At 41.3% G+C, this 13,403-nt stretch carries 11 protein-coding genes; all 11 read left to right on the top strand.

The genetic code is table 11. The annotated features are described in order from the left end of the window. Positions 1-11 precede the first annotated feature (11 nt). Positions 12-1,589, top strand: a complete 1,578-nt coding sequence (locus tag ACFOJ8_RS04315; protein WP_380653768.1) for a S41 family peptidase — start codon at positions 12-14, stop codon at positions 1,587-1,589. Positions 1,590-1,689: 100 nt separating this feature from the next. Next, positions 1,690-2,769, top strand: a complete 1,080-nt coding sequence (locus ACFOJ8_RS04310; RefSeq protein WP_380653765.1) for an undecaprenyldiphospho-muramoylpentapeptide beta-N-acetylglucosaminyltransferase — start codon at positions 1,690-1,692, stop codon at positions 2,767-2,769. Next, positions 2,766-3,392, top strand: coding sequence for a phosphatase PAP2 family protein (locus ACFOJ8_RS04305; protein WP_380653763.1), 627 nt, complete (start codon positions 2,766-2,768; stop codon positions 3,390-3,392). The genes ACFOJ8_RS04310 and ACFOJ8_RS04305 overlap by 4 nt, the downstream gene beginning before the upstream one ends. Positions 3,393-3,566: 174 nt before the next feature. Next, entirely contained in the window at positions 3,567-4,187 is a 621-nt protein-coding gene (locus ACFOJ8_RS04300) for a GNAT family N-acetyltransferase (RefSeq protein ID WP_380653760.1), read from the top strand. 76 nt (positions 4,188-4,263) lie between these two features. Next, positions 4,264-4,938 carry a response regulator transcription factor gene (locus ACFOJ8_RS04295; protein ID WP_380653757.1) on the top strand — a complete coding sequence of 225 codons (675 nt, stop codon included), beginning with the start codon at positions 4,264-4,266 and terminating at the stop codon, positions 4,936-4,938. An 11-nt stretch (positions 4,939-4,949) separates the two neighbouring features. Further along, positions 4,950-6,308: a HAMP domain-containing sensor histidine kinase gene (locus ACFOJ8_RS04290; protein WP_380659884.1), complete on the top strand. Its 1,359-nt coding sequence runs from the start codon at positions 4,950-4,952 to the stop codon at positions 6,306-6,308. A gap of 89 nt (positions 6,309-6,397) precedes the next feature. Then, a complete protein-coding gene (locus tag ACFOJ8_RS04285; protein WP_380657025.1) occupies positions 6,398-9,172 on the top strand; it encodes a 2-oxoglutarate dehydrogenase E1 component in 2,775 nt (924 codons plus the stop codon). Positions 9,173-9,183: 11 nt separating this feature from the next. Next, on the top strand, positions 9,184-10,470 hold the full coding sequence (gene odhB / locus ACFOJ8_RS04280; RefSeq protein WP_380653752.1) for a 2-oxoglutarate dehydrogenase complex dihydrolipoyllysine-residue succinyltransferase: 1,287 nt from the start codon (positions 9,184-9,186) through the stop codon (positions 10,468-10,470). A gap of 87 nt (positions 10,471-10,557) precedes the next feature. Next, entirely contained in the window at positions 10,558-10,761 is a 204-nt protein-coding gene (locus ACFOJ8_RS04275; RefSeq protein ID WP_380653749.1) for a DUF6501 family protein, read from the top strand. 2 nt (positions 10,762-10,763) lie between these two features. Next, positions 10,764-11,558 carry an ATP-binding protein gene (locus ACFOJ8_RS04270; RefSeq protein ID WP_380653746.1) on the top strand — a complete coding sequence of 265 codons (795 nt, stop codon included), beginning with the start codon at positions 10,764-10,766 and terminating at the stop codon, positions 11,556-11,558. Positions 11,559-11,560: 2 nt separating this feature from the next. Further along, positions 11,561-13,300, top strand: coding sequence for a hypothetical protein (locus tag ACFOJ8_RS04265; protein ID WP_380659883.1), 1,740 nt, complete (start codon positions 11,561-11,563; stop codon positions 13,298-13,300). Positions 13,301-13,403 lie beyond the last annotated feature (103 nt).

Genomic DNA, 13,403 nt, shown 5'->3' with positions numbered 1-13,403 from the left:
AGGTGTGTGTTTTGAGGGAAGAAAACGGCCGTCAAGAATCCAAGTTTCCAGAAGGACGACGTATCAATATCAATTTTTTCTGGTTTATCATCATTATACTGACATCAATCATCGCTACAGCTGTCATTACAGCGCTTAGCCTTGAAGCTGGTTCTGAAAAAGCTGTGAATGTCGGCACAGACACGAGAAGCGAGTTTTCTAAACTCTATAACGTGTACGATACAATAAATGCAAACTACTACGAAGATGTTGACCGTGAGGCTTTGATTGAATCTTCAATACAAGGTATGGTCGAAGGTTTAGATGACCCATACAGTGAATATATGAATAACGAAGAATTGGCACAGTTCCAAGAATCCGTCACTGGAGACTTTGAAGGTATCGGTGCAGAAGTAATGCAAGAAGGAAATCGTGTCATCATCACATCTCCAATGAGAGGGTCTCCAGCCGAAGAAGCTGGTATCGAGCCAGGAGATGAGATTATTGCTGTGGACGATGAGTCTATAGAAGGATGGACAACACAAGAAGCTGTACAACTGATACGTGGAGAAAAAGGAACAGATGTCGTTCTGACCATCGTCAGAGGTGAAGGCGATCCAATGGATGTAACAATCACAAGAGATACCATACACATTGACAGTGTTACCTATGAGGAAATTGAAGGCGTTGGTCACGTCAGTATCAATCGTTTCCAGGAAGGAACAGCTGAAGAGTTCGAAAACAAACTCAATATGGCCTCCGAAGATGGTGTAGAGGATATTATTATCGATTTCAGATATAATCCTGGTGGTCTTCTTGATGAAGCTGTGAGCATGATTAATCAGTTCATCGAACAGAATGAAACTGTACTTTACCTGGAAGAAAACGGTGGAGAACGTACTGAGATAAAAACAAGTGATGACCGCAACGATAGCACTGAAGATTTCAACATTTACATTCTAATCAACGAAGGTTCTGCAAGTGCATCGGAGGTATTTACAGGTGCACTCGATGATCTCACCGATGCAACCATCGCAGGTACGAAGTCCTTTGGTAAGGGTGTTGTACAACGCACAGTGGAACTCGGAGGCGATTCATTGCTGAAGTACACAAACACCAAATGGCTCACTCCAAATGGCACTTGGATACATGGAGAAGGGATTACCCCTGACATAGAACTTGTCAATCCTGACTATTACAGAGTCACCATGTTGGATCCAGAAGAAGTGTATACAGAGGGAGTCAGCAATGAAACGGTCAAGTCAATAAAGGTTGCATTGGATACACTCGGTTACGACGTTGGAGACTTTAATGAAACTTTTGATGCTTCACTGACCGAGACTGTTGAAAACTTCCAGGCTGATAATGAGATAGAGGAGACTGGCGACGTTACCGGTGAAACTTCAACGCTGATAATGAGCGAACTGAGGGAGTACGCTAACAGCAACGATGCCCAACTAGATTATCTAATTAATCATATCAATGGAGAATACACTGAAGAGGAAATAGAGGAGTACGCAGAAGAACGCGCGCAGCACCTTGAAATTAAAGATCCTATGAATCATTCCCTTCAGGATGCCGACGACGAAGATCAATCAACAGAAGAATAGTATTTAAGCCGTATGAACATAATGTTTGTGCGGCTTTATATTGTATCAACAGTAAAAATAGTTTAAAGTAATTAGCATAAAAGAGTTTTTGGAGGAAAGTATGGAACCAAAGAAAAGAAAAGTCGTCCTCACAGGTGGGGGCACAGTCGGACACGTAATGCTCAATAAACTGCTCATCCCTGGCTTTATAAACAGAGGGATAGAACCTGTTTATCTGGGTTCAAAGAAAGGCATAGAAAAAGAAATTATCGGTGCCACTTCCATAAAATACTATAACATTTCGAGCGGTAAACTAAGACGCTACCTTTCCTCGGAAAACTTCAAAGATATATTCAAGGTCGTGAAGGGTATCGGCGATGCCCGTAAAGTACTTAAAAAAGAAAATGTCGAATTTGTATTTTCAAAAGGCGGGTTCGTCAGTGTGCCGGTTGTACTTGCAGCCAAGTCTCTTGGAATTCCTGTATATATTCACGAGTCGGATATTACGCCGGGGCTCGCAAACAAAATAGCAGGTAAGTTTGCTACCAAAATTTTTGTCACTTTCAAAAGAACACTGGACTACATTCCTTCCGATAAGGCGGAATATATTGGGCCTGTGATACGGGATGAACTGAAGCGTGGCTATAGTAAAATCGGTTACGAACTTACAGGTTTTAATCCGGACAAGCGGGTTATGATTGTAATGGGTGGTTCACTCGGTGCGCGCTCAATCAATCAGTTCATAAGAAACAATCTTGACGAACTGACTAAGGAATGGCAGATCATTCATCTCTGTGGTAGAGGGCATTATCAAGAAGGGCTTGATACAGAAAACTATAAACAGTTCGAGTTTGTTAAAAAAGAACTCCCACACCTTATTACAATATCCGACATTGCTGTCGGTCGCAGTGGTTCTAATGCTATCTATGAATTTCTTCTAAATGAAAAGCCGATGATTCTTATTCCGCTGCCACGTTCCCAAAGCAGGGGGGACCAGGTAGAGAATGCAGAGTATTTCAAAGAGAAGGGCTTTGCAGAAGTCATACAAGACGAGGAACTAGATATAGAGATTTTCCAACAGACACTAGAACGTATCGATTCAAATAAGGAAGCGATCGTAGATTGCATGTGCAGCTTCGAGGGCGGTTTCAAGCCCCAGGAGCTTGTAGATCTTCTAATCCGCAAGGAGGCCGAAGAATGAGTCGACTGAAAAAGATTTCTCTGTTTCTCGTTTTTACACTAATTTTTGGTGTGATTGCCTTCTTCCATGAATCCCGTCTTGGACGATGGATTGATACTGAAGTCTATGAGTTTATTTATGCTTCTGAGAGTTTTATCACTACCGCTCTCATGCTTGGTTTTACTCAAGTAGGGGAAGTGCTTTCTATGGTTATCCTGTCACTTATCATGATTACCATACTCATGCTCTATCGCCTTAAGTTCGAAACGCTTTTCCTAATCATCTCCATGCTATCAAGTAGCATACTTGTACCTGTATTAAAGAATACATTCGATAGACAGAGGCCATCTCTCCTCAGACTGATAGACATTACCGGGTTTAGCTTCCCGAGTGGTCACGCAATGGGATCGACTATATTCTTTGGGTCATTGATGACACTCATCAAGAATAGTGAATTGAACCACAAGGGGATCTTGTACGGCTTATGCGCGACTTTCATCCTGATGATCTCCTCATCACGGGTTTATCTTGGCGTGCATTATCCGACGGATATCATTGCAGGAATCGTAGCGGGAACAGCCGTCGTTATTGGTGCGAGTGCCATCATGCATAAAAAGCTTGACAATAATCCAACGCCTGTTTAGAATGTAATTGAAAATGATTATCAATGATAATGAATAAGCCCCCCTTATTTAAAAGATCATTTTCAAAACAAAGAAATATATCCATAAACATATGGCAGCGTCCTTCTGGGCGTTGCCAATTTTTTTGTATGCATTTATAATTATCATGTCAATATAACAGTGAGGTGAGATCAGATGGTTGTTAATTTGTATGAGTCCATAACTCTAGAAAATGAAAGGATACGGCTCATTCCCATGCAGCCCAGTCACGCTGGCAAGCTACACGAAATTAATCACGAATCCATCTGGTCATATATGCTTTTTCAGGCAACAAATGAGGAACTGATGCAGGAGTGGGTAAAGAGCGCCATAGAACTCAGAAATCAATTGAAAGATATTCCGTTTGTAGTAGTGTTGAAAGCCACTGATGAAGTACTTGGCAGCACGAGAATTCAGCACATTGACTATGAGAGGCAGAGCTGTGAAATTGGTGCTTCATGGTTTGGTACTAGAGCGCAGCGTACCTTCGTTAACTCGGACAGCAAGTTTTTACTTCTCGAGTACTGTTTTGAAGTACTTAACATGATGCGTGTTCAGATTCGAGCAGATGAAAGAAATGTAAGAAGTAATCGCGCAATTGAGCGTATCGGCTTTACTAAAGAGGGTGTCATCCGCAAGGAACGAAATCTTCGTGGAGTCGCCCGCAACATTATCATCTATTCAATAATTGATGATGAATGGCCGGAAGTGAAAAAAACCTTGCTTATCAAACAACAAAGCTACATGATGGATCTACCCTTGGAGACTGTCAGTTGACGCATGATTTCTGTCATGCGTTTTTTTAATACTTTCGTCATGGTATGATGACAAAAAAGAAGATAGGAAGATTAAGATGAAGCATATTTTAGTAGTCGAAGATGAAATGAATCTCGCCCGTTTCATCGAGCTTGAGCTTATGCATGAGGGATACCAAGTCACATTGTCATCAGATGGGGAAGAAGGTCTGGATAAAGCATATTCGTTTGACTATGATTGTATACTCCTCGATTTGATGCTACCTGAATTGAATGGTCTCGAAGTATGTAGAAGGTTACGTAAAGAGAAAGACACGCCAATTATCATCATTACAGCTAAAGGCGAGACATACGATAAGGTGATCGGACTTGATTATGGCGCAGACGACTATATTGTAAAACCATTTGAGATAGAAGAACTCCTCGCGAGAATACGAGTCATTATGCGGCGCTCTCAATTAAAAGAGCAGAAACATGAGCTGCTCTCCATGCATGGTATAGTTATGGATGCCCAGGCGCACCACGTTACCATTGACGATGTTAGTATTGAATTGACTAAAACAGAATATGATCTTCTACACCTACTCATGAAGAATGCCGGAGTTGTTCTACAGCGTGAAACCATCCTCGATCATGTGTGGGGATACGACAGTGAAGTCGAAACCAATGTTGTTGATGTTTACATCAGGTATCTGCGCAATAAGTTGAAACCATTCGACAGACATAAGTTGATAGAGACTGTCAGAGGTGTGGGATATGTGATCCGACCATGAATAGACAATCCTTGAAATATAGATGGCTCCGACTATCCACGCTCATTATTTCCATCACATATTTGATGTTCAGTTCACTGCTCATCTATCTGACTAGCCTTTATCTTGAAAATCAGGAGTATCGCTCCATTGATCGAAGTCTTGAGGAGTTAGAAAGTATTTATGAGGGACAGCCGATCAACACTATCAACGAAAATGAAATCTATTCGAGTCTTTACGATGGACAGAAGATGATTCTATACACACAGAGTGGCGAAGAGGTTTTCAGTGCAACCGCTGGCATACCTTTAATGTATGACAATGAATTTGAACCTGTGCTCGATAAGGAAATTACATCAATAAGCACAGAGGACGGCAGCTTTTTCAAAGGGAGTATCCGGATTGACTCAGTGTATTGGACTGGCTATGTGTCGGTCATTCATCCACTCGACTACTACCATTCAGTTATAAGAATGATGGTCTTCATCGCTATCATTGTAGGGTTTATCTCAATCCTGTTCACATCAATTATCAGCTATTTCTTTTCCACGCAGATGGTCAAACCCATTCGCAACATCGCCAATCAATTGAGACGGATAGAGGACGAAGGGTTCTCTGAACGACTCCAGATACAAACTAATACTGAAGAGACCGACTATATGGTGGAATCGTTCAACCATATGATGGATTCACTAGAGAGATCTTACAACCAGCAAAAACAGTTTGTGGAAGATGCTTCGCATGAACTGAGAACACCACTCCAAATTATCCAAGGGCATCTGAAGCTAATTAATAGATGGGGCCGACACAAGCCTGAAGTACTTGATGAATCTCTGAATATCTCAATTGAAGAACTTCAGCGGATCAACAAGCTCGTCGAAGAACTTCTGCTTTTGACTAAGAATGAAGGTAAAACAAAAGAAATTATGGAAGAGGCGGATATCAATAAAGAAGTGAAGAGTAGGGTGGACGCATTCAGGCAACTTCATCCGGAGTACACTTTCAATCTTGATCTTGATGACAGAAACATTTACTTTCACATCAATCCTTATCATCTTGAACAAATGCTAGTTATCTTCCTAGATAACGCGATCAAGTACGATTACGAACGGAAACACATCGATGTGATTACAAGGAGAGGAAATGACCATTTCGATATATCGATAGTCGATCATGGTATCGGCATACCAGAGAGTGAAATAGAAGCTATTTTCGATCGATTCTATAGAGTAGATAAATCAAGAAGCAGGGAACTCGGCGGCAATGGGTTAGGCCTCTCAATTGCACAAAAACTTATCGATAACTATAAGGGTAGAGTATGGATTGAAAGCGTTGAGGGAGCGTTTACAAAAGTTACGATCAGATTCCCTCAAAAAAATAGACAATTGTAATAATTACAGCAAGTATTGACTTTAAAACAAAATACCATAGTGCTAGAATGGAACTGTATAAGACAAAAGAAACTAAAGAGGGTGGCAAAATGCAAGAGAAAGAACTTGAGAATGCCCCGGTTCGTTTCGGTACCAATCTGGGGATGATTCTCGAGCTTCATGAGATGTACCAGGAAAATCCAGACAGCGTAAGTGATGAAATGCGTTTTCTTTTTGATAATATCGGTTCTGGACAAACAGGTACTGCTCAATCGGATATAAATCACAGCAAAGTGAAAAGTCTGTTACGTCTAATAGATAACATTAGACTATTTGGACATCTGGAATCAGATATTTATCCTGTTTATAAGCCAGACGTAAAGAATGTTCCTAGTCTGGACTTCGAAGACTATAATCTAACTGAAAATGATCTGAAGAATTTACCTGCTTCGCTTGTAAGCGTTCACCTTGGTGAATATTACAACAATGCTTATGAAGCAGTCACCCAACTCCATTCACTATACACTGGACCGCTCGCGTATGAGTATATGCATATTAATGATACAGAAGAGCGCCAGTGGTTGAAGGAGACAATAGAAACACAGAAAGAGATTTCTCTCTCAAAAGATGAGAAAAAGCATCTGTTCCGAACACTTGCAAAAGTTGAGGGATTCGAAAAGTACCTGCATAAAAACTTCGTAGGCGCAAAGCGCTTCTCCATCGAAGGCGTCGATTCCATAGTGCCCCTGCTCGACCATATGCTTCAACTCATGGCTGATGCTGGCATTCCCAATCTTCAGATCGGAATGGCACACCGTGGCCGTCTGAACGTGCTTACACACGTCCTCGAAAAACCATACGAAATGATGATCAGCGAATTTATGCATACTGATCCGATGAAATTCTTGCCGGAAGATGATTCTCTTGAAATTACACAAGGGTGGATGAAAGACGTAAAATACCACCTCGGCGGATCGAAAGTAAGAGAAGACAAAGGGATGAAACAACGTATCAGCTTAGCTAATAACCCAAGTCATTTGGAGGTTGTGGGGCCGATCGTCCTCGGTAAGACTCGTGCTCAGCAGGAGACAACCGATCACGCAGGCTACCCAAATCAAGATTTCAATAAGGCTATTGCAGCAATCATCCACGGTGATGCAGCCTTCCCGGGTCAGGGCATTGTCTATGAATCTCTCAATCTCGGTAAATTGAAGGGATACAGCGTGGGCGGATCAGTCCACATCATTGCAAACAACCGTATCGGCTTTACGACCGAAGAAACAGATGCAAGGTCAACCGTCTACGCTTCAGATGCAGCACTCGGCTTCGATCTTCCAATCCTGCACGTCAATTCAGACCGCCCGGAACACGTGCTGAGAACGATAGAGATTGCACTTGAATATAGACAAAAATTCAATAAAGATATTGTTATCGATGTGCTTGGCTACAGAAGATATGGGCACAATGAAATGGATGAGCCTACCACGACCAATCCAATGCTGTACAAAGAAGTGAAATCACACGATACAATTGATGAATTATACGGAAACAAACTCGTCGAGGAGAATGTCATATCAGAGGATGAAAAGAATGAAATCATCCAAGGAGTACTCGATGAAATGCGGTCTGCTCATGATAAAATCGATAAGAGTGATACAAATGTAGATGGACAACTTGATACACCTAAGGAAATCATGGAAGGTCAGCAAAGCCCTAAAGATGATATCTCAAGAGACCGTCTTGAAAAAATTAATGATGCTCTTTTCCAGTATCCCGACTCCTTTACTGTATTTAAAAAACTTTCAAGCGTTCTCGAAAGAAGAAAGAAACCTTTCGAAAATGATGAAGATCTTATCGACTGGGCGCATGCAGAAGTTCTTGCTTTTGCTTCAATCAATCAGGATGGTACTCCAATCCGTTTGACTGGACAGGACTCACAAAGAGGGACATTTGCTCAGAGACATGCAGTCCTACATGACCCTGAAACTGGAGCCAAACATATTCCTCTCCATTCAGTCAGTGATTCAACAGCAACATTCGACGTATATAACTCTCCGCTCTCAGAGGCGGCTGTAGTCGGATTTGACTACGGATACAATGTGGAACGCAAGACAGTAATGGCAATATGGGAAGCACAATACGGGGACTTTTCAAATATGGCTCAGGTGATTTTCGATAACTTCATGGCTGCAGGTAATGCAAAATGGGGTGAGACCTCAGGAATGACACTATTCCTTCCACACGCTCAGGAAGGCCAAGGTGCCGAACACTCCTCGGCTAGACTAGAGCGTTACTTGCAACTTGCTGCTGAAAACAATATGACTGTTGCCAACCTTTCTAGTGCGTCAAACTATTTCCACCTTCTGAGGAAACAGGCGAAGTATCTTGGAACTGAAAAAATGAGACCGCTTGTGCTCATGACGCCAAAAAGTCTGCTTCGCAACCAGATTGTCAGCGAACCTGTCAGTGCTTTCACAGAAAGCAGCTTTAGGGAGATTATATTGCCTGAATATAAGCGAACTAAAGTTAGAAAGGTATTAATTGCCAGTGGCAAGATGGTTGTCGATTTGCTGACAGAGCAGAGGAAGAATCCGGACGATAGCGTAATGATCATTCGTCTCGAGCAAATCTACCCGTTCCCTGCAGAGAAAATTCAGGAAGTGCTAAAAGGCCTTAGAAATCTTGATGAAGTTCGATTTGTTCAAGAAGAGCCCGAAAACATGGGCACATATAATTATGCTCTGCCATTCCTTCTCGAAATTGCACCGGAAAAAGTAGAAGTGAACTATGTAGGTAGAATCAGGCGTGCCTCTCCTGCAGAGGGCGATGGAGAATCTTATAAGCTGATACAACAGAACATTATTGAAACTGCTCTAAAATCATAGGAGGTAGAAGAATGGCTGAAGTTAAAGTCCCAGAATTGGCTGAATCAATTACAGAAGGAACAATTGCAAGCTGGTTGAAACAAAAAGGCGATCAGGTCGAAAAGGGAGAAAATATCCTTGAACTTGAAACCGATAAGGTCAATGTTGAGGTTATTAGTGAAGAGGCCGGGGTCATCACTGAGATAAAAGCTGAAGAAGGTGATACGGTTGAAGTCGGACAAGTCATCGCCATAGTCGAAGAAAATGGTGAAGCAGATAGTTCGTCGGAATCTTCTGAGGAGAGCTCAAAAGCAGAAAAGGCGGAACCCTTGGAAGATGACAGCCGTAAAGAACTGGAAGATGCCGGTTCGAAAGAGCAGCAGGAAGGACAGGCACAAGAAGAAGGACAGGCTAGCGATTCGCGTATTGTGGCAACACCTTCAGCAAGACGCATGGCACGTGAGAAAGGTATCGACATCAGCGATATCAATGCTTCTGATCCGAGGGGGCTTGTGAGAAGCCAGGATGTCGAAAACCACGGTAGTCAGCCTAAAGAATCAGAACAGCCTAAAAAGCAAGAGCAGAATCAAAAGCAAGACTCCGGAAAACCGGACAAACCCGTAATTAGAGAAAAGATGTCTCGCAGAAGACAAACAATCGCAAAACGTCTCCTAGAAGTTTCACAGAATACAGCAATGCTTACAACTTTCAACGAAGTTGATATGACAAATCTCATGGAACTCAGAAAACGCAAAAAAGATCAGTTCCAGGAACGTCACGATGGCACTCGTCTTGGATTTATGTCATTCTTCACTAAAGCATCCGTGGCAGCGCTCAGAAAGTATCCTGCTGTCAATGCTGAAATTGATGGCGAAGATCTCGTGCTCAAGCAGTTCTACGATATCGGTGTTGCAGTGTCGACTGATGAAGGTTTAGTAGTACCTGTCGTCAGAGATTGTGATCGCAAAACGTTTGCAGATATCGAAAATGATATTGTTGACATGGCAAAGAAAGCACAGAATAAAAAACTAGGTCTCGATGATATGACAGGCGGTTCATTTACAATCACCAATGGTGGAGTATTTGGATCATTGATGTCTACACCAATTATCAACGGAACGCAAGCCGCCATACTTGGCATGCATACTATCCAGAAGCGTCCAGTGGCAGTCGATGATGAAACGATGGAAATCCGTCCAATGATGTACATTGCTTTAAGCTATGACCACAGAGTTATTGATGGTAAAGAGGCTGTAGGCTTCCTTAAAACAATTAAAGACTTGGTGGAAAACCCTGAAGACCTCCTCCTAGAGGGATAAACAATAATATTTATGACAGGCGTCCATAGGACGCCTGTCTCTTTTATGTTAGAATCATAATAAAATCAAATGTTTGGAGAGATGAATATGCTTCACGAAACGTGGAACGAAAACAACTTAAGAACGGTCAGAGTTAAACATACAGATGCAGAGAAATACAAAGTATCAGAGATGCTGACAGCTGGAAAAATTTATACTGTCGTCAATGAAACTGAAGAGTACATCTTCGTCAAAGACAACTCGGGTAAAGTCGGCGGCTATTACAAAACTTACTTTGAAGAAGTTGAATAGATATGTCAGTACAATTTCTTCATAACGATGAAACAATTATAGGGGACGCAACGATCATTCTTTCCTTAGGGAAGAATCTCCTGCTTAAAGGACCTACCGGTGCTGGTAAAACCCGTCTTGCTGAAAACATGTCAGAAGCACTCAGTCAAAGTATCTACAGCGTCAACTGCTCTGTAGATGTAGACATCGAATCTTTGCTCGGCTTCAAAACCATCGAATACACTGAAGGTCGGCAGGAGATTATATTTATAGATGGCCCCGTCGTCCGTGCCATGAAAGAAGGTGCAATTCTCTATATTGATGAAATCAATATGGCACGGCCAGAAGTGCTACCAATACTCAATGCAGCTCTCGACTATCGGAGAACAATTACTAACCCGCTCACTGGGGACATCATCACGGCAGAAAAAGGCTTTAAGGTTATCGCAGCCATCAATGTCGGATATGTAGGAACAATGCCAATGAATGAAGCGCTCCTTAACCGTTTTAATGTCATAGAGCTTGGATATGTATCGAAGGAAGCTCTTACAGAAATCCTTAAAATACAAAGTATACAAGAAGATGAAGCTATCCTTCGTGATATTGCACAGTTTCACAGTGACCTTGTTACGATGACTGAGCAGGGACAGATTTCACAAGAAGCATCAAGTGTTAGAAGCTTGATAGATCTTGCAGATCTTAGTACAAAGATGCCGATTAGTCGTGCATGTTACCGTGCCATTATCGATAAACTAGATAGTGAGCAGGAGAAAAAAGCAATACTCAATGCCGCAGAACTTCAATTTGGAATGCGATAAAAATGAGCTATTCATTCATAAAATTTAATGATGAAATTGTAGACTCTAAAATCATGATGGAACTAACAGATCTTGCTAGATTGCTGTTGAGAAATAAAGAAGTCACAGTGTCCATAAGGAAGTACAGCTATTATGATCCTGTTGAAAATACTTTCAATTTGAGTTTCTTCTGGAAACACCGAACAGATATATCTGAAAGGGAAGGGTTTAGATATGATATTCTAACTCGTTATACTTCTGCATTTATTATGGACTACAGTCAATATGACAGCATAAAGGATAGGAATATATTGGCTCAGCAGATTTTCTTGTCACTTGAATACTACAGAAATCGTCGGGCAGCCTTCCACTTCCGGCCATTAATCAGCAGTATTGTAGGTAAAGGTGATCGTATAAAAATCAAGGAGTACAGCAGAAAAGCTGCCACTGATGCCGAGTACTTCCTAAAGAAACTTAATATTGCCATTCTTGAGGACAGTGAGGTTTTCAGCACATTCGGAAAAGACTTCAAACTAATCAGTACAAGCACAGAAGAGAGTATCCATATGACTGAGGTTATAATGACTGAGCTTGCCTCCCATATAACCCTTGACACTACTTTTCAGATTCATGATATGCCATTTAATGAAATCAATGTATTTAATCAGGCAAAACCATTCAGAAAAGATGCAGCAAAACTTAATGAAGAAGAAGAATTAGAAGAAAACCTAACACGCAATGTCGATACTAAGACGGCCCGAGATGCGGAAGATGCCAATGTACTTGGTGACACCGGGGATAATACTTCACGTAAGAGCCCACATAATAGACAGAATAATCACAACGATGAGGTATCCGACTACTACGAAGGATTTGGAAGAAATTCTGGAGAAAATGATTTCGAAGATAGAGGACGCGTCAATCAACATGCGACACTCGAGGTAGTGCGTCCAAAAATAAATATTTCGAAGTATCAGGAGTATCGAGTTATATATGAATCCTACAATCAAGTCGCTCAGAAAGTCATTGGTGACATTACACAAATACTCAATTACAAAATGAATGCTTACCAAACGCGGCGAACTTCGGGGAAATTGATGAAAAATCCTGTTGGGCCGCTCATGGAGAATAGTCACAAATTGTTCGTAAAAAAGAATATCGAATCGAAAGATCTGGATGCGGTGTTCACCATTATTATCGACCAGTCATTTTCAATGACTGAACATCTCATAGGATGTAGAAATGCTGCGATTATACTAAATAATATACTTCGAACTTTGCACGTTCCTCATCGTATCATTTCGTACCACGAGGATACTTTTGAAGTCATGAAACAGTATTATCCGAATAAAATATATGAGCATTTGGATTTTGAAAAATCCAAGTACTATTATCCTGTATCACTGATGAACCTTGAAGCTTCTGGAGATAATAGAGATGGGTTAATTCTTAGAAACGAAATAGATAATCTCAATCAGCGGAGTGAAAAAGACCGATTTATTATAATGTTCTCTGATGGCTTGCCAAGTGCTGAGGAGTATAACCAGAGTGGTATCGTAGATACCCACGAGGCAGTCCAGGAAGCAAGAAAATCGGGTATACAAGTAATCAATATGTTCATAGATCAAAATAATGAAGAAAACACTCTCTCAGCTATTAGAAATATCTATGACACAGACATGATTGTTGTAGAAGATGCTGAGGAAATTGCTTTCGCGCTACCCAATCTATTAAAGAGAATATTGGCCAAGATATTGATGTGACAGCGCTTTTGTTATCTGATTATTAAGAATCTTATAGACTTGATAAGATTAGTAGTGTACACTAATGAAGGTCATTTTATTTTTTTGTATTAGGAGGTCAAGT

The organism is Salinicoccus sesuvii (genome assembly GCF_042648145.1).
Classification (GTDB): domain Bacteria; phylum Bacillota; class Bacilli; order Staphylococcales; family Salinicoccaceae; genus Salinicoccus; species Salinicoccus sesuvii.
The sequence above is the reverse complement of the archived record's forward strand: the minus strand, read 5'-3'. Positions and strand labels throughout refer to the sequence as shown.